Origin of the sequence: Bacillus sp. TH22 (assembly GCF_016651015.1) — a bacterium.
Taxonomy (GTDB): Bacteria; Bacillota; Bacilli; order Bacillales; family Bacillaceae_G; genus Bacillus_A; species Bacillus_A mycoides.
In genome coordinates, this window is sequence record NZ_JAEKER010000002.1 from 239,415 (window position 1) to 259,963 (window position 20,549).

Below are 20,549 nucleotides of genomic sequence, written 5' to 3' on the forward strand. Positions count from 1 at the left end.
GTCATTCTATTTTCACATTCATTTTTACCCTTAAAAATTTTCTACAAATAAATATTACTTTCCTTTTTTTAAGTCAAACATAACAAATTTGTAACAAAACTTTTTAAGAGCGCTATATTTTTATATGATTTTATAATATAAAAAGGGGTTCTGAGGCATGCGATATGTTACTTAGCCTAAATAAAAAAACTATCTTCAATAAATAGAGAATAACATTCATAGATGAAGATACTCGTCATGTTGTAAATCTTGTTGATTGTAAAAAGGTGCATGCCCATAAAGAATCGTTTTATAATAAAGATTGATAATAGATTAAGCGCTTGAAAAAATATATACAGTTGATGAGATAGCCTTAAACGACAATTCCCAACAAGATCACTGTACATTGGCTATGATGGGGTTATTTACACGGTTAGACTGTGCACAAAGGGAAGAGGCGATAAACATGCAGTCAACGGAAGCGCATATGAAGGAAAAGCAACGTAGAGAAAAAATAGAAATAATATTTAGTCACAGGGTAAAAGGAGAAAGTTATTTTCACGGTTCCTCCTATCAATGGAAAAACATTGTATATCAAAATTATAATAGAATACAACAAAAAGAGTTGAAAATTGAACAACTCATTTCCAAAATGGAAAAAGAAGGGATTCGTTTTACGCAGCATCGTTCACTCATACACTATCCCGTCATTGATTTTGTCAAATATATAGCTAAGGTTTATAAGGAAACCCTCGAAAAACAATAACCATGATTATATTTTTAAAATAAATAATTATATTCAAAGAAAACCTTTACAAAAAGTTTATTTGTGAACATTGTTAACAAAAAGCTCAAAAACGAATATTTTTTTATTCAAAATAATATTCGTTTTTGTTATAATAAATAACATAACGTATTCTAGTCGTTTGTATATCTTCAGATTTTGTAAAATTTATTACACAAAAAGACAACTCTTAATTAGAGTTGTCTTTTATTTTTCTCGATATACATCATACTATTCTGGTGCAAAAACTCCAAGATTCTTACACCTGGAGAAAAAGTAGGACCTCTCATAGTGCAGTGACCCCTGTCAAGTAGACAGTATTAAAAAAGCGCAACTAAGCAACCTGAGTTCTATATTTATATGGACTCAGGTTATTTAATTTCTTTTGAAATCTTTGATGATTATAAAAGTGCATATATTTACGCACGGCAAGTTTGACCTCATTCGCTTTATGGAAGGAGTGTAAATGAAAACACTCTGCCTTAAAGTGACTGAAGAAGTTTTCCATACAAGCATTATCCCAACAGTTGCCTCTTCGAGACATACTTGCCTTCATCTGATATTTTTTAAGTAATTGATTATATTGACGAGATGTATACTGGGACCCTTGATCACTATGTAAGAGGATTCCCTTCATATTTCGTTTTTTCTTTGCCTTTTTAAGTGTATCTAACACAAGTTTTAAGTCGTTTCTACGACTGGTTTCATAGGCAACAATCTCATTATTGTATAAATCCTTAATAGCGGATAAGTACAAGCGCTGTCCATTGAAAATCAAATAGGTAATATCGGTTACCCATTTCTCATTCGGTTTTGAAGCTTGAAACTCCCTATTTAGATGGTTCTCTGAAATCACATAAGCTTCTTTTTTTCCGTAATAAGGTCGTTTTTTCCTAATTACGGCTTTGATACCTAGTTCACTCATCAATCTTTGGATGCGTTTATGATTCAAATGAAGGTTATATGTGGCTTTCAGCCACACTTGTATTCTTCTATATCCATAAATTCCTCTTAATTTTTTATGACACTCCAATATCTTTTTCTTAATTTCGATATCCTCTGATTGTTTTTTTGAAGGCGTCGTATGCCGTTTTATCCATTTGTAGTACCCACTTCTGGTTACACCAGCAATATCGCATAGAATGGTCACTGTATAACCTGTTTTTGTCATTTCATGGATGACTTCGAATTTTTTCGTTTTGGATACGACTTTCATTCCTCCTTTTACATTCCTAAGAGCTTTTTTAACATTTCATTTTCCGCTTCTAATCGTCGGATCTTAGCTTCAGGATCTTCGGGTCTAACCCTTGGTCTACCTAAACCTGGTCCTTTCGCTTTACCGCGTTTTTCTTCTAGTCCTTTGATTCCTTCAGCTTCAAAGTATTTCACCCAACGACTTACAACCGAGTGATGAATACCCAATTCTTTCGCAATGGTTTTATAGCTCATGCCTTCTTTTAAGTATAAATCTATAGCTTTTTTCTTAAATTCTACATCGTAAGTGACTCTAATTTTTCCCATAAAAAAATCCCCTCCATAGTAAACAGGTTAATGTGCTTTCTTTTTCCTGTCTACTATAAGGGGATCATATCATAGGAAAGATGCTATTTTTTTCGCTCATGTTCCTTCATTATTTTATAAAACGCATTTTTCTTTCGCTCTAACATTTCCATAAATATAATAGCTGTTATTTCCCCACTTTTCCATTTAGAATAAGTTTCTTCTATATTAATTATGATAATAGATGGTTTTAATGCTACTGTTGGTTCAACCTTACTTATTTTGCGGTCTATGACAACTACCCTGTCACTACCCCATTTAGTAAGAAAGAAGATTTAGAGAAAGCTAAGAAGTACTATGATGAGCTAGGAAACTCAGCTCCAATACTATTCTTTCCTATATAGGCTAAAGGCGATTTCCTTTCACAGATAAATGGTGATATAAAAAATAAAGAGTTTAATACATATAAAGAAGTTATGGATAAAACCATTAAGCAGGCTAATGAATGCACTTTCATTTTGCGGAAAATATGATAAAATTGTATTTGGATAGAAGTCCAATACATATTATTAAAAGTAAAGTGGTTTAAGTCGGAGGAAGGCACCTTAAGGTGTCTTTTCTTTATGAAAAAATCCCCACACAAGGTGCAGGGATTTTTATGCTACGAATATATAAAACTGACTATTTAATATATAGTGAAGTACGCCACGTATCTCTTGGATAGTTTATTGAAGTCTTTTGATATTCAAAAGTCCCTTCTTGATGATTTGATGCATCCCATTTATATTCCCAACCTACAATAGGATTACCACCAATTATTTGTGAACCAATACTTTTCACATCAAATCCATTCATTTTTGCAAAAGGAAACTGGCCATACCCTATTTCTTTTGTGTAAACATATAAGTAACTTCCCCCATGATCTTTAGTTGTACTAAAACTATTAGGATTAATGTATTCAACCCCACCCAATTGTGACTCTACTTTCACTACACTTAAAGAAGTTAGAGGTGCCGCTGGTCCTGCAGATGCCTCCGATGCCATTCCTAAACCAACTACCGATGCCATTGCTAATGATGATATCCCTAATATCACTTTTTTAAACATATAAACATCCCCTTCTTTTATATAGGTACAAGTTTGATATTAACAGAATTTTATAAGGATAATCATTATTTTGAAAATGTTAACAAATTATACTTTTTTAGATATGCAATTTAGCATATCGATGGACATACAGGATAATCAATCCACTACTTTCGATATAAAAACTATTAACCCACTATATTCTCATAAAAAGACTGGCTGTCTATACAATATTTTGCTGAAATGTAGGTATCACTTAAGAAGGTAAAGCTAATATAAATCAACTAAATAACGTAAAGAGAATATTTTATTGCATAAAAAAAGGCTCCATTGCTGGAGCATTCAAAAAATAATATAAGTAAATGAATTAAAACAAATAACAGACAATTAATCTATCTATATGCAATATTACATATAAAATCCCTATTTATTGCTGCTATAATAAGCTTACTCGATGATTGTTATATTTTTCATAGGTTTTAAAGCAATAAATTACCTTCTTAACACCAATTGTACAAGTAAAAGAAGACATCTTAATGGATGTCTTCTTTTCTTATTTAATAACCCAAAATATAGATTTGAATCATATTTCTCAATGAACAAAATAACTTAACATGGTAAAATAATATTTGGATGAGAGTCCGATACATATTATTAAAATTAAGATGGTTCAAGTCAGGGGAAGGCACCTTATGGTGTCTTTTCTTTATGAAATTTACATTAAATTAACTAAACTTTATAAGTAGATGTAGTAAAATATAGATTGGGTGGAAACCCAGATATATTTGTACTGTAAGAAAAGGCTTATGTAGATCAAGTAGGGAGAGGCACTCATGAGAGTGTCTTTTTTTATACATTAAAAAGCTCACCTATTTCCGTAGGTGGGCCTTATCTTTATTACACAATACCAAATTATACTCTCATTTTTTCATAAACTTTATGCAATTATACATATTTGTAAAAATTACACTAAATAAATATTACATGTAGTAAAATATAAATCGTGGACACGTTCTATAAAGCAGATTCTTTTGAAAGACGTAACATATCGACCATTATAAAAGATATGGCGTCACTCTAATACTGATCTCAAATCTCTTGCATTTTGTGAACTAACAATCTGGTGTATATAGACGATTCTGTTTTATAGGATGTGTTTACACGTATAACAAAGGGATAATACGGATAAGTTTATACTAAATGAACGTGGTTCAAGTCGGAGGAAGGCACCTTAGGGTGTCTTTTCTTTATAAAACATATAATGTATTATTAAAATAAAACAATTTTTTTATTGGGAAGGAAAATAATATGTATTTTCAAATAAATATACCCAATCCATTCGAAGGAGTACCTGAGATTATAGGGATTGGTTTATTGATTTTTATCGTGTTATGTGCTGGACTTGCGATTTTCTCAGACTGGATTCGAAGTGTAATTCCTAATCAAACTAGACAATATGTTAAAATTGTTTCCTTAACGCTAATACTTACATTTATCGTTTTAGCAATTTTAAAAAACTGAATGTATTACAGTATTATTTTAAGATCACTTGCGAAGGTGCTCTTTCCTCATAAAAAAATCCCCACATAATGTGCAGGGATTTTTTTATCTAATAGGGGTCACCATACATGCCTATCAACTTAAGAGCGGAAACAAAATGAACTTTTGTTCATATGGACTAAAAAACGCTTAAAATATTTGATGTCCTTAAAAGTAAGCACACCGAATAAACCCTAACGGGTTTCATTTTTAAAAAATCACGCAACTTTCTTTTGTTTTCTCAATCCACTATACTCATAGACAACACCCATAATATCAAAGACAGTTTTCTTCTCATATCTGTGGGATTTTCGTCCATTCCTCTGTAAAAGATTGAACAGGCGGGTTAGGATCTTTGTTATCTCTTGGGTGTTTTGCTGTATTGCTTGATACAACAGAAATAGATGATCTTGGATCATCCCAATCGCTTTATATTCGCTTAATTCTCTTTTCTTCTTTTGTAAAAGCAATTGACGCATTTTAAACATAGTAGAGGAACATAGGAAAATAGCGATTAGCTTTCCATATAATTGGCACTCTAATCGTTCCTGTTTTACATTACGATAATGGTCTATCTTGAAGAGTGATTTCCACGTTTTAAAGACAATCTCTATTTGCCAACGTAAAGTATATAATTCATGTACCTGTTCCATCGGAACCCATTCCCAAGGTGTATTCGTCACGTACACGTTTAATCCAGCTACCATTTTACTTTTCTCTGAGTACGCTCTATTTTTAGACTTTTCTTTTTCCGCAATCTTTGCTCGCCGTTTTTGAAGTTGCTTTTCTGTTAATCGATTAAAAATAACACGTGCAAATAGTTGTTGTTTATCACCGATATAGGGGTACGGAAACGATTCGAGGTATGAGGGGCCACTATGAAAGAAAATCAAATTGATACAATAAAAAGCGTAGAAATTAATTATTTCTACGCTTTTTAAATGCTATTAAATTATTTTACTTTAATGAAAAAATTTCCTGGCATTTCATTTTGGGCATCTTGAAATGTTTCTAAAATCAAATCTGCTTCTTGTCCTAACATATTCTGGCTTTCTTTGAAAAATTCCCATTCTATTGTTAAAGGAAGAGTAACCCATGCAGTTAAGCAATCCCACAACGCATTAGCATTTTCACCATAGTAATCTGGAAGATCTAATTTGTTCTTTAATGTTTTATGCAGTGCATCTTTACTTGTAAACATCCGTCCATCTAAATATATTTTTTCCATAACTAAATTCCTTTCTACTTTATTTCAGTAAACGTTTTGTAATGATCTGAAGTCTTATACACCAATCCATCACTAGAATAAAGAATTCTATCATTACCTCGATACCCTGATAAATAATTAATATCAGCTTCATACCAAACTCTACCTGGAGCATTTGGTAAGGGGTTTCCTTTATTTTGAAATATATTACCACCCATACTTTTTCCAGGGGCTACTTTATGAAGGTTCCCATCCTTACTAACCCAACCAAGTGCTTGTGCTTGTTCTTTCGTAATATAATTATCCGGTAATTTTTTATGTTCTTTTACATATTTAGCAACTTCATCAAAACCAGTAGGATATTTTGTGAAATTAGTTGTTTTTGCAGCCTTCTCAAGGTTTTTCGCTTTCTTTTCAATATCTTCAACAGTACCAACTACTTTTCCGATAGTTTTTACTGTTTTTATGGTTCCACCAGAAAATACTGTTGCGATACCCATGACATAATCTGACGGCTTATATTTTTCTTCCTCAGCTATTTCATGTCCTTGTACCATTTGGATTATTTCTTTAGGGATATTAATAATTGGCACAAGATCTAATGTTACATTCATGAATTTAGTTGTATCTCGATTGGATTGTGCAACCTCTTCCAATTTTACTGGTGTAACACCAAAATCACGGAACGCATTACCTAATTCAATATTCCCAATATTTCTTGCCGCAGCAGGTATATCAATCTTATGACTTGCTATTCTATTAGCGGAGTCCATAAATGTATTTGCAAGATCTATTCCCATATTGAAATCTGTGAAGAATCCTGGGACTTTGGCATCCAATGCTTGTAAATCTTTCGCAATGATTGGAGCGTTTTCTCTTGTTACTTGTACAAGTTCCTCCAATTGAGGTTTCGCTTCATCTACAGAATGTTTTAGGCGAATGGAACTATTTACAACTGGTCCTAAGTCTTTAACGACACCAGAAAGTCCTTCTGCTAACTTACGATGATTTTCCTCAATTTGAAGAATATTTTTATTAATTTCATTTTGGGTTTCAAGTGCTTTACCCGCAACCACATCTAATGTTTGATAATACCAAGCGTAGGTTTGATAAAGGGATGTATAGGATTGCAGGATAGATACATATACATCAGCACTAAATCCCATCCACTCTTTTCCATACGCTAGAGCATCTTCTCTCGTATTTCCAAGCAGTCTGAATAGTTCTTTTCTTTGGGTGACTGTTAAATTTTTTATGTCACCTTTCATTGCATTCACTAATTCTTGCAATTTATCATGTGATTCTTTCATCACTTGCATTTTATACTGTACATCTTGCTTTGCATTGTTTATATTTCTGGAAATACTTTCCCAGTTTTCTGTAGCATCTAACAAACCTTGTTCTGATTCTTCTAAAATTTTGATCGTGTTATTTATGACTGGTTCGTCACTTTTTAAATAATCTAATACACCTTCAAATATTTTTATTTTCCCATCGAGAAGAGTAAGTGGACTTTTGGCTTCCTGATCAAAAATAATTGCATCATGAATACTTACATATCCTTTTTCTTCTTGATAATTCACCTCATACCAAGAACCAACTTTCCCCGTTACTTCTATCACTTCACCATTATTCACACGTTTTGCACGCAATACTTTTTTCAAATCTGGCTCTGGATATACTTTTTTAACAAGGGATTCTAATGTAACCCACCCTTTAACCATTTCTCCGTCTTGATTAAAGGAGAATTTCTTGTCTTTATATGTAAAATCTCCTGTTTGTAATGCACCTGAAGGTTGCAGTAAATACCAATTAAACTCTTGCTTTATCCAACCATTTTTGGATTCATGAGAAGCATCAAAATAATACGGTTTCCCATCAACATGTGTAAATCCTGATTGCACAGGACCTAACGGACCAAAGTAATAGATTTTCCCGTCAATATGTTGGATTCCAGTTTGCATCACACCATCTGTTCCCAGATAATAATCTGACCCATTTGTGTGTACCCATCCCGTTTGCATAAAACCATCGGTACCAAAATAATAACGTTTCCCATCAATTGCTTGGAAACCAGTTATTCTTTGCCCATCTTTTTTATAGTACGTCCATTTTCCTTCTTCTTGTACCCACCCTTGTTTATTATCTAAATAGAGTGCTTCTTTTAATTGATCAATCCATTGTAATCCATTCGCAAGAAGAGTTAAATCACTATCTAATTGTTTATCAAATTTCTTGTGAATATTAGGAGGAAAGTACTTTTCAGGATCTTTATGATACTCAGTTATCATAAAATGAGACAAATTCGTTGCTTCTTTTGCTACATCCCATGAACGAACTGGTGATTCACCAATCACAACGGACTCAAATATCCGAACATAACCGACTTCTCCTTGATATTTGACCTGGTACCATAAGCCCTGCTTTGAGATGACTTCTAAAACATCGCCATCCTTTACAGATTTAGACTTTAATAGAAATTTTGTTTCTGGCTTTGGATAGATTCTTTTAACAGTGGTACGAAGGGTGATCCATCCCTTTTCCATATCTCCGTACTTATTAATTTCAAATGGTTTTCCTTGATAGGTAAATGGTCCTGTCACATACTTCCCATCTTTTAAATAGCTCCATGAAGTTGCAGAAAAACTCCAGCCGGTCTTTAATTTACCAGGCTCACTATAATATAAATTGTCTTTCCCAGTCTGCTTTCTCCCTTCGACTAGTCTTCCATCTTTAAAAAAGGAATACTCTATTCCATCTAAAGTAATGTTATCTCTGCGTTTACTTCCATCTTTTTCGTAATAGTACCAATTCTCTTTCTCCTTCACCCAACCAACGGATTCATTCTTTTTCATATCTGTTACTGTCATAATCGTCCTATATAAGAACATAGAAAATTGCTCTCTTGTGACAAATCCATTTGGATTAAAATTGCCGTCACCAGTACCGCTTGCTATCTGGTTTCCAGCTAGAATTTTCACATATTCATTGGCCCAATGACTTTTCATATCCGTAAATTCAACATTTCCTTGCGGTTTTAAATCAAATGCCTTTACAAGCACGACAGCAAGTTCTGCACGGGTCATGTTATTCTTCGGATTGAATTTTTTTCTGCATTTACACTGAAAATACCACGTGCTGTTAGTGCCAAAATTTCCTTTTTGAAATTGCTCTCACTAATATCTACAAATGGGTTATTGGCACTGTCTTGCGGTTTTAGGTACCTCTATATAAAAAGGCTGCAAGATGTTCGCGTGTGATTTGATCTGTGGCACCAAAATATCCATTTCCATAACCAGTAATGATTTTATTTTCAGCCATGTACATCATTTCTTTATACGCCCAATGTGTTTTTGGCACATCGATAAAGGATAATGTAGTTTCTTGATTATTTTGTTCTGCATAAGCTGTTCCTACTGTACTGAATAGTAAAATACATACTATAGAACTTAGGAATAATTTCTTAATGTTGTTCACGTTAGACCTCCTATTCAATTGTTAAAGATATAATTGCAAAATCAGCACTTATTTAAAACTTCGGTTTCCTCTGTAAGCATTGGTACATAGGTAGAAAATAATGATAATATAAGTCCTATGATTTTCTTCATACTCGCATCTCCTTATCAATTCGTAAAAAACCTTTTAATTATATATTAGATTTAATTGCTATTAAAATAAAAAATACAAATATGCATAATTGCATATTCTAACTTCTCAAAAAAGAGGGATAAAAATGGTCTATGGATACGCTCGTGTAAGTGCACAAGATCAAAATCTAGATACACAGATTGAACAGCTCATGAAATATGGAGTAGATGAAATTGTTAAAGAGAAAATAAGTGGAGTAACAAAACAAAAGCCAGAGTTAGACACTATACTGTCAAAACTAACTACTGGGGATACTTTGGTCGTAACTAGAATGGATCGTTTAGGTCGAAATACCATTCAGCTACTACAGTTAGTAGAACAACTTCGGGAAAAGGATGTTCATTTTGCGATTTTAAATTTAGGAATAGATACTAGAACTCCAACAGGAAAATTCTTTTTAACTGTCATGGCTGCCTTTAGTGAAATTGATCGAGAAATGATTAAAGAAAAGCAACGTGCGGGAATAAAGTTAGCGAAACAAAAAGGAGTGTATAGAGGAAGATTGAAGAAATACACGGATAAACACCCAGGTATGAATCATGCGATTGAATTACGGGAGCACACCACTAAAACAGTGAAAGAAATATGCCAAATTACAGGTGTGAGTCAGGCCGCCCTGTATCGTAGATTAAAAGAACTTGAATAAAGTTCTTTTTTAATTTGTAATTAAATCCCAGAGTGGCCCCTCATACCCAGAATCGTTTCCGTACCCCGATATAAGCATGTTTTAATTCAAATGTTTCTCCAGGCTGTAGTTGGTTTAAAAGCCGTTTCACATCGATCTGTATGTATTCCGATTGCTTCTTAATAGCACCATTTTTAAAGTATTCTGGATCTGGATTTTTCATATATACATTCGTATTTAATTTTAAACGAGACACATAGTATGTACCTCGTTGTTCCATTTGGTCCAAGTCTTCCAATGAAAAATAACCTAGATCACGAATACATAAATCTCCTGGTCGTAAGGTATCTAAGCACTCCGTGCCAAATGTTTTGTCATTATTTTTTCCTGGTCCAACTTGAAAGTTCAGAAATTCCCCACTGTGCAGATCATATTCTAATTGAATTTTGATTCCGGCTGTTTGAGCACAGCCTCCAGAGCCTGGATATACATTATCTAAAGCATTTGGCACCTGAAATACGGTGGCATCTAGGATACGGATTCGTCCAAAACAAGTGAAGAGATGGTTAGAAATTTGTGTTTGTTCACATATTTTTTGTTGTAACAGTAAAGAAAAAATATGTTGTAAAAACAAAACTGCTTTAGCGTTTAAACGTTTATTTAAGCCCTCAGGGCTGAGTAAAGTACCAGTTGCTGCATGAAGCCTACTACATAATCGTACTAAGGGATCACTTGCTACTCGTTGACTAATCCAAATACAAATCGTAGCTAAGTCTGAGCCGGAAAACTTACGTTTTCGCTTTATAAATCCGATCTCTCTTGCGAGTTCGTCTAAAAATACAGGTGTAATATATCGTTGTAATTCTTCCACAAATGGTTGTAGTTCATCTTGTATCGGGAGATTCATAAGAACATGTCATCCTTTCTAATCTAGCTTCTTTAGAAGGAATAACGTTGTTTTGATACTTGGGGCTAGTAAAGTTTTTTAGTTGATGGGCATTTATGGTGAAGCCTATTAAGCATACTTCTGCGGACAAAAAACAACTTCAAAGCAATAAAGCAATCTTTAAGACTATTTTTACATTTTCATAGTTACCGATAATAGGTATTATGTAGATTTTATCAATACCTAAATACCTCTAAAAATTATATATTTAAGTAAATGATGCTTATTGAAAAAGGGGCTATGTAAATGAAGATAAATAGGAGACAATTGGTAACAACTATATATCCAGGTCAGTTATTTAGCACTGCAATTTTACCCGAAGGCACAAAGTTTTTGAAATGGGAACTAGCGGGTGGTGGCGATTTAGACGATATTCTTTTTGATGTAATGGAAGATAAATTTGGGGACATGGATGACCTTATTTTTAGTGATGTTTTACACGAAAATCGAACTGAAGTGGTACAAAAAGAAGAAATGTACATTGATAATGTTAGGCATGCTACATCATTAGTTGGAATAAAAATATATGCTGTAATTTATGAATAAATAATTTGAATTAATAAAGAAGTCTCAATATTTCTCAATACCCATTTTTTTCTACAAATTGTATATTTTAGTTAGGTTGCTGTAGTAACCTAACTAAAATATACATTTATTATGAAAAGGGGAATGGATATGGAAACCAAAGCGACAGTAGAGATTGCAAGAGTAAGATCAAGTAAAGGACCACAACCAGGACAGAAAAATCGTTCAAGTGGTAACTTTAGTACTGAAAATCTCCCTGCAGGAACAAAATATTTAAAATGGGAGATTGAAGGTGGCGGGGACCCGGATTTTATTAGTTTTAATGTAATGGAAGATAAGTCTGCTGCAACAGACCCTACTCATTTCTCTGGTGTATTAAGTGGCAATCGAACAAGTGTCGTATCTAAAAGATCTCTTTATATTGCCAATCCTAAGAATGCTACATCTGAATTTACTGTAATCGTATCTGCTATGGTTCAATAAGTAAGATTGAGAAAAAAGAGCCTAAGAAATATTTCTTAGGCTCTTTTTTGTAGATTACCTTGGTGATCCTTTCTGTTTAGCTTGTTTAGAAAGAATAACGTTTTTGGATACTTGGGGGTAATAAAGTTTCTTAAGTTGTTGGGCATGTATGGTGACCCCTAATACATTTTATAACCGTTATGTTTATCTTCCATCATACTTTTTGATACATCGCTAATTATATCCTTAATAGCTAGAAAATTGGATTTAATTAAAATAATATCTTGTGGTCTTTGTTCAATATTATATTTCTTATAGATCCTCTTCCTAGCAACCTGTTTTGCGTAAACTTCTGCAGAAAGTTCTCCTATTACTCTAACAGGTACCGGTAACGAGGAAATACAATAACCGAAAGTTTTTAGCCCCTATTTAATCCCTTCATTTAAAACACTTTTATATGTAGCTGACACTGTCATTTTCAGTACAAGAAACGGGAGTAAAAAAGCTTAATTCTTATCTTTTTCATTGCAAATCTGTAGATATATAAAAATTACATATTAAGAGATTGTTTCTAATCTGTATTAGCTGTAGTTTTCTTATAGTAATTGTAATATCTTTTTAAGGATAAGTGAGATTTAAATCCAATCTGCCGCATGATTTGTTCAGGGGTGTTTTTCTGTTTGATTTCCCTTAAAACAAAGGAGTTCCGAAAGTGTTGGGCAGAAATTCCCTTTCGAAGATTAGCACGTTTCACTTCTAAACGAATCATTTTTTGTACCGAGATTTCAGTTAGTAAATTTGGTGCATTATCGTCATAGCTCCAATGGTATGTCCCACGAGTAAAGTCAAAAGCAATAAATAATGGATCGCTGCTGTGGTATTTAGGACGTACAGGTTCAGGAATAGTTTTATAGTAATTATATAAATGTAATTTGTCCTCTTCGTTCAAATGGATTGTACGATATATTTTTGAGTCTTCAGCAATAGATAACGTATTACTTTCGAAATGAACGTGTTGCATTCGCAAAGAAACAAGCTCTTTTAAAGATAATCCATAGTCCAGGAGCAACGTAACGATAGAAATGTTCCGTTCTAAGATCATTGGGCGTGTTGATGGTTGTTTTTCAGTCAGTCCTTCTAATGAAGAGATAACTTCTTTAAGACGATTCTCTTCTTGGAAAGAAACGAAATCTTGACTACGTAATGCCCGATCAGGTGGATTTATATGAATAATCCCTTCAATCGGATTTGGTAAATCTAAGTATTTGTACAATCTATTTAAGACAATATATATGCGGTGTATAGTTTTATCAGAGTATTGACGAACTTCTTTTAAATAATTAAAAAAAGCTTCGAAATCTTTTTTATGAAGTGATTCAAAAAGATTATTTTCAGTAAACCTTTTTGATTGGTGCAGCCATTGAATAAAACTTTCTACATCATATATATAGCGCTTGATTGTAGAGGGTTTTCTTCCTTTGTTAAATAAATAAGCAGAAAAGCCTTGTATTGTATTTTGGAGTTCTCTTGTAATGATATTGATTTTTATACCTCCCTATTTTCATATCTTTTGACCACTCTGTAAAATGTAGGACTAGTCATATTGCAGCTTTTCATGGCGTATAGCGCTGTGATCTGCCCTTCTTTCCATTGATTATAAGAATGAATGAATTCTTGAGTTATCTCGGTTTTAGGTCTCCCTAAATGCTTTCTTTTTTTCTTTGCAGCTTCAATGCCTTCACGTTGGCGAGTTTTTATTTTTGTCCGTTCTTCTTCAGCAAGCCACGATAAGATTTGAAGTACCAAATCAGTAATAAGAGTTCCTAAACTATCTTTATATTGAGTTGTATCTAAAAGTGGCATATCTAATACGACAATATGAGCTTGTATATTTTGGGTAATATCTTTCCATTCCTGAAGGATAGCTTCTTTATTTCTTCCGAAACGATCTAAGGAGTGAATATATAAAATATCATCTTTTCTTAACATGCGTTTTACAAGTTGGTATTGTTCACGGTTAAAGTCTCTTCCGCTCTGCTTATCGACAAAAATATCTCGTTCGTCAGTGATGAGTTGTTTCATTGCTTCAATCTGGCGATCTTCATTTTGATCTTTGCTACTGACTCTTATATATCCGAATTTTCTTGTATTCAAAAAATAGACATCCCTTCAAAATTGTTTCTATTGAAATTATAACAAAAAATACTTCAAAAGGTCTCATTAATTATTTAGTACTTCAAAAATATGTTTTTAAACCTTTTGAAGTACTGAATTTAATAGAGTTTACTGTACTTCAAAAGGTGTACCTTTTGATACACTTTTTTGATATAGGGAGTTTAATTAATTAACATTACACACAAGGAGATATATGAAGAAAAAAACAAACACCAGTACCCAAAAGCGATTAACCATTTTAAATACTCCTTTTTATCTCACTTTAACATTTCTTACAACCATGAGTAAGAACGGTCACACACCAGAACCTAAAAAAGAACTGAGCGGTGTTTGCCCAGTTCTTTTTTTGTTAATTTTGTAATGTATAAAATTTCACTTTAAATGTACCACCAGGTGAAGGCGCCCCACTAAGGCTTGGATTAGCAATATACAGGTTATTTTTATTTGCACCTATAGGAATCCCTACGATAGAACCATGTTTAACATCTGACCAAATTGTAGGGTCTGTATCACCTGTTTTATCACGCATCACTCTGAAGTTAAGCACTGTTTCACCACCACCTTCTATTGAAACTCGAACTCTTGTACCTTCAGCAAGATGTCCCAATGAGAAATTACCACTAGATCTATTTTTTTGACCAGGTTGTGGGTTGTACAAAGAATCAATTTGTCCCTCTAATTTTTCTTTTCGTTCAACCACCTTAAATTTTTGATTAAGGTTTGCAGTCCAACCCCAGATAATTATATTTGTGTTATTGGAAGGATCGCTATAACTAACATCTAACATTTGCTCATTTTTTAAATTTTCTAGATACACATATCCATTTAGAGCACGTTTTATCTTCCAATACTGTTCATTTCTTCCTACATCAAGTCCCATACCAAATACATTATGTGAAGCTCCATCCCAGCCTAAAGCTCTAGTTGGATCCCATCGATTTATTATACGATATGCTTTTTTATTCTCATCGTATTTAAGAACAAATTCAGCATTCAGTTGATTTTGGTAACTATATAACTGAACATTGCGATCTGTCTTGGTCATGTCAAGAGCGCTCGTATTATTTAAGGCGGTTTTAATAATATATGGGCCGTCAGCTACTCTAATTTCTTCTCCTTCCTGTTCATCTATGGCTAGCGTTTGACTTTTAAGTAGTGTTTGATTGCTGCCATTCTTTACATAAACGTCAATCTTATCTCCCGTAAATAGAGGTAAACCTTCAAATCTAAGATCGTGTCCCACATCCGTTTGATCCCAATAACTATAATAAGGATTTCCGTTAACGACTTCACCAATATAGTTCCCGTTTCGATACACTACATAATGATTACGTAAATATACATCCCCACCGAATCCAATTCGTAAGCCTGAAGACCCTTTTGGCGTTATATAGCGAATATCTCCACTAAGGTGTCTGTCATTCAACCGAATGACACGATCAATTAACCCTTTACCAGGGAAATCCGCGGCGATGATTCCCACATTCCTCAACCCGAGTTTAGAAATAAACTCAACCGCTAATAGATTTGTTCCCCCATAAAATACCTGACCATAGACTCCACGGGGATAATCAGGCCATTTATCTGTTCTATGTTCTGTAATCATTTGCATACTCGAATTCGTACCACTACCTCTATACCCACTTGCTACAAAATAAGGTGCAGCTCCCCTTGTGATAAAATACCATGCTCCGTTCCCACTTAAATAATTTAAATACATGGCTTGGCCATTATTTGCATTTGCAACTTGTAAATGTTGTTTTACTGCAGTCCATTTCGCATACATCGCATCAGGCGTATTATCTACATCAAATTGATCTTGCCTAGTTATACTACTATATGGAATACCAAATCTTTTTCCATCTGTCGGAAAATCTGACAATACTACAATTTTGCCTTTCACTTCATTTAGCGTCGGATTATTGGATGTACCTTTCCAAAAATAATTACTATAGCTAGCATTATTATAATAGCTATCTTCAAAAACTTGAGCCCACGTTTTTATTGTGCTAGCGTCTGTACATTTTCCTGTACCAGGTCCATTACATTCATTTTTCACTCGCATCAATACTGTTTCTCCTGGATTTGTTCTTAAAAATGCAGTGATTTTATCTAAAATATCAATGCCAAAAATTGCACGTTGATTAGCAGATCCATGATAAGCGCTAAGCTGAGTATTCGAGTCTTTTCGTAAACGAATATCCAAATAACGACTCCCTGAGTTCAATTGTGTGATTAAATTCATTGTTTGCGTGATGACATAATCATCTGGATATGGGGTACCATCACCAAAACGTGCCATTGAGTTATGCGTCCCAGGTATAGACAGTGCGCTTATTTTTGTATCCCCCGGCATTTTACCCATCCAATTGGGATTCGAATAACCAATCTCAGAATCATGAGCATATCCTTTTTCATTATTCGTGATGACAATGTCTTTATTTAATTTCATATCACACAACCTTCCTCTATCTAATTTTTTATTCATTTTCCTAATCCTGTTGGTACTTAATAATTATAGATTAATAATTTTATATTTAGAACATTCAAAATAAAAATAATCCTAATATCCATATTGAGAAAAACTTTTCAAATATGAAACTCGAATACAAAATTTAGATAGAAAATTAACAAGTAGATGTCTGTAAAAGTATACCTTTATAAACTGTTATTTACTTTTCCTATTGGTGAGAGAAATATTCCAATTGACATTTTCAAAAATATTGATTTTCCAGTGCCAAATAATCCTTATTTAACGGGAAAATTGTCTTAATGTACAATTTTCTTTTTTTGATATGGTGACCCCTCGATGGGCATGGGGTGTACCCCAACATTCGTTAGAATAGAAAAGAGGCATCTTTCCGAAGCAGGAGAGATGCCCTATTTTACAACAATTGAAATTCAAGATGAAATTTTTTTGCACCAGAATCTTATAATTTAATATAGTCTCTGTAATTTAAATTTTTGATTATTACTAGCTGTAAATGGATATACTATAACATTTGTTCCATTTTTAGTACCAGAACCAGTTACATCTAAAACCCTAGAGTTTTTCTTGTTTTTTAAATAAAAATATCCATTTCCTGCATCTTCAACTAACCAATAATGCTCTTCATAGTATTGGTTAGGTGTAGCAAAAACATTGTCAGAACCTTGATAGTCATTCCAAGCTAATATTAAATTTTCATTTGTTACACTTTTAATTTGATAGGCCTTTTTATTTGAATCATATACTAACTTCCATTTTTGATTATTACTGCCGTTATTGCTCCATAAGGTAACATTATTCGTTGATTGATTCAGATCTATAACGCTACTATTATTTAACGCAGAAAATAATTGATAGGTACCATTCAAATTAGCTCCAGGAATGTTTTCTCCTACTTCTTTATATACGACATACTCCATTCCATTGACCGTTGCTATTACCGCATATTGATCTTTTAAGTTTAATGGAAGACGGTCAACCCACATGCTTGTATTTGGTCCTCCGCTCCACATATTATGCGTAGTCCGTTTTGTTAAATTCACAACTTTATAAGACGCATTTGGTGCATTTGCTCCCGTTTTTATTTCAAATGTACAAGCATTGTCTATCGGTCTGTAGAAATATTGAACACTTGACGGACGAAGTCGCTCCATAAGATCCTGTTCTTCTTTCTCCGCAATTTTTACCGCTTCATATAATTTATCAGCATAATTCTTAAGATCTTGCCAGCTATCTTTTGCTGTATTAAGATCTGCTTTTATAAAAGCAAATTCTTCTGGGGTAATAAATGTGATATTTTTTACTAAATTATTATATTTTGCTGCTACAGTATCCCAACTATTAGACATTTTCTGTATAGAATTAATAGCTGTGTCAATTGTTTCCGCCATATTCGTAGTCTTATCTTTTGCATCAGTTATAATAGCTATTTCTGCTTGTGCCCCAGAAATTTGTGCTTTTAAAATTTCTATTTCTCGCTCAGCAGATGCAATATTACTTTTTGCTGTTGCAATCAGCGGTCCACCAATGATACACGTTATTAACGTCGCGCAAAGTACTGAACCTGCAATAATTTGATCATTGCTTTTTTTGATAGACTCATTATACCCATTAATTCGCTGTTCTAAATATGGAATACCTGCAGTTGTACTAGCTAAAATAGTCGTTAATTGATTTGTATCTTGTTTAAAGTTTTGTGTATCTGCTGTCATTTTATTTCGGAATGTTTTCAGCTGTTCCAATAGCTCGTTAACTTCACTTTTATTAGTCAATATACTTTGATACAATTTTTCGAGCTCAGTTTTCAATTTTTCAGTATCTTTTTGATCTATTGCAGCTAGTAAAACACTATAGTGTGTTTGAAATGTATCATTATAATTTACAATGTTTTGATTCGTATTCATAATACGTGGTTTAAGATTATCTAACCAATAGGTCGCGTTTTTTTTTGCATCGTCCTGGTGCTTCAACATGTTTGCTCGTAAATAACTATTAAGAGAACTTATACCACTAAGGTCTGTCTCTTGTTGATTACGTATTGTTTTGGCATATGAATCCATAACAAGTACATTAGACATTGCTGGTGCTAGTACATCTTGAAAGCCCTCAGGACCAAGTGAATAATTATGACTGGTTTCTTGCGATATAGTTGTATGGACTTTTTGTTCTGCCGCGAAAGTATGAAGTGGTACTATATTACTTGTTACCATTCCAGCAATCATCATTGATAATAAGAATTTCTTGTACAATTTCTTATTCATATTATCCCACCTACGCTTTTTAAGAATTCGTATCTTTTAGTGAGCATTGAGGAAGTTCCCTGCTCAAGTTTGAACAGGGAACCCTTATCACATAAAATCAATTGATTATTTTGTATCTACTAATTTAATATCAGTTTCATAAAGATTTGCAGCAGTATCTCTAACTTCTTTCCAACTATCTTTAGCCACATCGAGATCCTCTTTTATGAAAAATAGATCGTTAGGGTCCATAACTGCAATATTTTTAAGTAAAGATTTATATTTTGATCCAACTACATCCCATTTGGTTGAAAGATTTTGTAGTGCAGTAATTGCTATATCAATAGTCTCTGTTAAGGATTCAGTTTGCTCTTTTAGATTGGTTAAACCAGCTACTTCTAATTGAGCCTGGGTTATTTGTCCTGTTATATTCTTAATCTCTTCCTGAGCCTTATCCATCTCTTGCTTTGCTATAACAATTCCCGCTATACCTCCTGCTGTTGCTCCTAAACCACCTACAATGAACACCACTCCTAGTTTAGCTCCTAAACCAGTACCAATTAGAACTGCTCCGCCTATAATAGCAAGTGGGCCTAGAGCTGTTGCAACTGCTGAGGCAATAAGCAGTTTATTATATTCAGCAATTGTAGCATGATACGTTGTGAGTTGATTTTGCAACAGCGGAATTCCAGCATCTTGACTTGCTAAAATAGACGTTATTTGAGTAGCATCTTGTTTAAAGTTTTGCGTATCTGTTGCCATTTTCTTTCGGAATTCTCGCAGTTCTCCTAATAATTCGTCAACTTCCGCCTTATTTGCTACAACATCATTATTTAGCCTTGTAAGTCCATTTGATAATGTTTCCTTGTCCTTATTGTTTACAGCTGCTATTAACGTATCATAGTAATTTTGAAATTTAGTATTATAATTAATAATATTTTGATTCGTTGAAATCATTTGCGGTTTAAGTTTATCTAACCATTGCCCTGCATTTATTCTGGCAATATTTTGATCATTAATTATTTTCGTTCGTAAAGATGTATCAATTGAATTGAGCCCATTGAAATCAGCATTTGCTTGTTTAATGATTGTTAAAGCATAAAGGTCCATTACTAAAGCATTTGACCCTGTATTTGTTATTGCCTCTTTAAGACCCTCTGGTCCTAATGAATAATCCGGGTAATCGTCCGTTGTACCTGTTTTAGCGTGAATAGGAGTTGATTTTGCCATGCTTTCCGCTGCAGAAGCATATGTTGGCATGATACTACCTGCTGCCATTACCGTTATTAATGCAGATAAAGCCATTACTTTATAAGGCTTTTTTGCCATTTTTGTCTTCTCCTTT

Annotated in this window: 15 protein-coding genes and 5 pseudogenes; 5 read left to right on the forward strand and 15 right to left on the reverse strand. The window is 33.4% G+C overall.

Features of this window, described 5'->3' with window-relative positions:
- Positions 1-445: 445 nt before the first annotated feature.
- Complete coding sequence (locus JFU18_RS28895) at positions 446-745, forward strand: hypothetical protein (RefSeq protein WP_201033496.1); 300 nt, start codon at positions 446-448, stop codon at positions 743-745.
- 352 nt (positions 746-1,097) lie between these two features.
- Here JFU18_RS28895 and JFU18_RS28900 read toward each other — a convergent pair whose 3' ends face one another.
- The 3 genes and pseudogenes from JFU18_RS28900 to JFU18_RS30115 form a co-directional block, all read right to left on the reverse strand.
- The gene (locus JFU18_RS28900) at positions 1,098-1,979 is read right to left on the reverse strand and encodes an IS3 family transposase (protein WP_201031428.1); all 882 of its coding nucleotides are present in this window, start codon (positions 1,977-1,979) and stop codon (positions 1,098-1,100) included.
- 8 nt (positions 1,980-1,987) lie between these two features.
- A complete protein-coding gene (locus JFU18_RS28905; RefSeq protein ID WP_002170592.1) occupies positions 1,988-2,284 on the reverse strand; it encodes a transposase in 297 nt (98 codons plus the stop codon).
- Between the two features lie 83 nt (positions 2,285-2,367).
- A pseudogene (locus tag JFU18_RS30115) lies at positions 2,368-2,490 on the reverse strand (recombinase family protein); the annotation flags it as partial.
- A gap of 90 nt (positions 2,491-2,580) precedes the next feature.
- On the opposite strand from JFU18_RS30115, the pseudogene JFU18_RS30120 reads away from it, so the two are divergent.
- Positions 2,581-2,796: pseudogene (locus JFU18_RS30120) on the forward strand (hypothetical protein); the annotation flags it as partial.
- Positions 2,797-2,944: 148 nt separating this feature from the next.
- Here JFU18_RS30120 and JFU18_RS28910 read toward each other — a convergent pair.
- From JFU18_RS28910 to JFU18_RS30440, 5 genes and pseudogenes are all read right to left on the reverse strand, one after another.
- Positions 2,945-3,370 carry a DUF4879 domain-containing protein gene (locus JFU18_RS28910; RefSeq protein ID WP_201035063.1) on the reverse strand — a complete coding sequence of 142 codons (426 nt, stop codon included), beginning with the start codon at positions 3,368-3,370 and terminating at the stop codon, positions 2,945-2,947.
- Positions 3,371-5,106: 1,736 nt separating this feature from the next.
- A pseudogene (locus JFU18_RS28915) lies at positions 5,107-5,730 on the reverse strand (IS4 family transposase); the annotation flags it as partial.
- 110 nt (positions 5,731-5,840) lie between these two features.
- On the reverse strand, positions 5,841-6,116 hold the full coding sequence (locus JFU18_RS28920; protein WP_201033495.1) for a barstar family protein: 276 nt from the start codon (positions 6,114-6,116) through the stop codon (positions 5,841-5,843).
- A gap of 14 nt (positions 6,117-6,130) precedes the next feature.
- Positions 6,131-9,181, reverse strand: a complete 3,051-nt coding sequence (locus JFU18_RS30125; protein ID WP_307838378.1) for an S-layer homology domain-containing protein — start codon at positions 9,179-9,181, stop codon at positions 6,131-6,133.
- Between the two features lie 130 nt (positions 9,182-9,311).
- Positions 9,312-9,572 (reverse strand): S-layer homology domain-containing protein, encoded by a 261-nt coding sequence (locus tag JFU18_RS30440; RefSeq protein WP_307838377.1) that lies wholly within the window; start codon positions 9,570-9,572, stop codon positions 9,312-9,314.
- Positions 9,573-9,828: 256 nt separating this feature from the next.
- Here JFU18_RS30440 and JFU18_RS28935 point away from each other — a divergent pair, with 256 nt between their 5' ends.
- Complete coding sequence (locus tag JFU18_RS28935) at positions 9,829-10,389, forward strand: recombinase family protein (protein WP_201033494.1); 561 nt, start codon at positions 9,829-9,831, stop codon at positions 10,387-10,389.
- A gap of 46 nt (positions 10,390-10,435) precedes the next feature.
- Here JFU18_RS28935 and JFU18_RS28940 read toward each other — a convergent pair.
- Positions 10,436-11,275 (reverse strand): annotated as a pseudogene (locus JFU18_RS28940) (IS4 family transposase); the annotation flags it as partial.
- A gap of 285 nt (positions 11,276-11,560) precedes the next feature.
- Here JFU18_RS28940 and JFU18_RS28945 point away from each other — a divergent pair.
- Both JFU18_RS28945 and JFU18_RS28950 read left to right on the forward strand, forming a co-directional pair.
- A complete protein-coding gene (locus JFU18_RS28945; protein WP_201033493.1) occupies positions 11,561-11,860 on the forward strand; it encodes a hypothetical protein in 300 nt (99 codons plus the stop codon).
- Between the two features lie 129 nt (positions 11,861-11,989).
- Complete coding sequence (locus tag JFU18_RS28950; RefSeq protein WP_016097133.1) at positions 11,990-12,322, forward strand: hypothetical protein; 333 nt, start codon at positions 11,990-11,992, stop codon at positions 12,320-12,322.
- Between the two features lie 550 nt (positions 12,323-12,872).
- Here JFU18_RS28950 and JFU18_RS28955 read toward each other — a convergent pair.
- The 6 genes and pseudogenes from JFU18_RS28955 to nheB form a co-directional block, all read right to left on the reverse strand.
- Positions 12,873-13,838: a tyrosine-type recombinase/integrase gene (locus tag JFU18_RS28955; RefSeq protein ID WP_201033547.1), complete on the reverse strand. Its 966-nt coding sequence runs from the start codon at positions 13,836-13,838 to the stop codon at positions 12,873-12,875.
- Between the two features lie 8 nt (positions 13,839-13,846).
- Positions 13,847-14,455 (reverse strand): recombinase family protein, encoded by a 609-nt coding sequence (locus tag JFU18_RS28960; protein WP_201033492.1) that lies wholly within the window; start codon positions 14,453-14,455, stop codon positions 13,847-13,849.
- Between the two features lie 370 nt (positions 14,456-14,825).
- Positions 14,826-16,964, reverse strand: a complete 2,139-nt coding sequence (locus JFU18_RS28965; RefSeq protein ID WP_201035062.1) for a phosphatidylinositol-specific phospholipase C domain-containing protein — start codon at positions 16,962-16,964, stop codon at positions 14,826-14,828.
- A gap of 449 nt (positions 16,965-17,413) precedes the next feature.
- The gene (locus JFU18_RS30130; protein WP_307838453.1) at positions 17,414-18,118 is read right to left on the reverse strand and encodes an RICIN domain-containing protein; all 705 of its coding nucleotides are present in this window, start codon (positions 18,116-18,118) and stop codon (positions 17,414-17,416) included.
- A 30-nt stretch (positions 18,119-18,148) separates the two neighbouring features.
- Positions 18,149-19,225 (reverse strand): annotated as a pseudogene (gene nheC / locus JFU18_RS30135) (non-hemolytic enterotoxin subunit C); the annotation flags it as partial.
- Between the two features lie 105 nt (positions 19,226-19,330).
- Positions 19,331-20,533: a non-hemolytic enterotoxin subunit B gene (gene nheB, locus JFU18_RS28975; RefSeq protein WP_201033489.1), complete on the reverse strand. Its 1,203-nt coding sequence runs from the start codon at positions 20,531-20,533 to the stop codon at positions 19,331-19,333.
- Between the last annotated feature and the right edge of the window lie 16 nt (positions 20,534-20,549).

Bases quoted from the DNA above. Each gene is read 5' to 3' on its own strand.
- JFU18_RS28895 (WP_201033496.1), top strand. From the start codon at position 446: ATGCAGTCAACGGAAGCGCATATGAAGGAAAAGCAACGTAGAGAAAAA.
- JFU18_RS28920 (WP_201033495.1), bottom strand. From the start codon at position 6,116: ATGGAAAAAATATATTTAGATGGACGGATGTTTACAAGTAAAGATGCA.
- JFU18_RS30125 (WP_307838378.1), bottom strand. From the start codon at position 9,181: ATGACCCGTGCAGAACTTGCTGTCGTGCTTGTAAAGGCATTTGATTTA.
- JFU18_RS28945 (WP_201033493.1), top strand. From the start codon at position 11,561: ATGAAGATAAATAGGAGACAATTGGTAACAACTATATATCCAGGTCAG.
- JFU18_RS28950 (WP_016097133.1), top strand. From the start codon at position 11,990: ATGGAAACCAAAGCGACAGTAGAGATTGCAAGAGTAAGATCAAGTAAA.
- JFU18_RS28935 (WP_201033494.1), top strand. From the start codon at position 9,829: ATGGTCTATGGATACGCTCGTGTAAGTGCACAAGATCAAAATCTAGAT.
- JFU18_RS28965 (WP_201035062.1), bottom strand. From the start codon at position 16,964: ATGAATAAAAAATTAGATAGAGGAAGGTTGTGTGATATGAAATTAAAT.
- JFU18_RS28900 (WP_201031428.1), bottom strand. From the start codon at position 1,979: ATGAAAGTCGTATCCAAAACGAAAAAATTCGAAGTCATCCATGAAATG.
- JFU18_RS28910 (WP_201035063.1), bottom strand. From the start codon at position 3,370: ATGTTTAAAAAAGTGATATTAGGGATATCATCATTAGCAATGGCATCG.
- nheB (WP_201033489.1), bottom strand. From the start codon at position 20,533: ATGGCAAAAAAGCCTTATAAAGTAATGGCTTTATCTGCATTAATAACG.
- JFU18_RS28905 (WP_002170592.1), bottom strand. From the start codon at position 2,284: ATGGGAAAAATTAGAGTCACTTACGATGTAGAATTTAAGAAAAAAGCT.
- JFU18_RS30130 (WP_307838453.1), bottom strand. From the start codon at position 18,118: ATGGAGCGACTTCGTCCGTCAAGTGTTCAATATTTCTACAGACCGATA.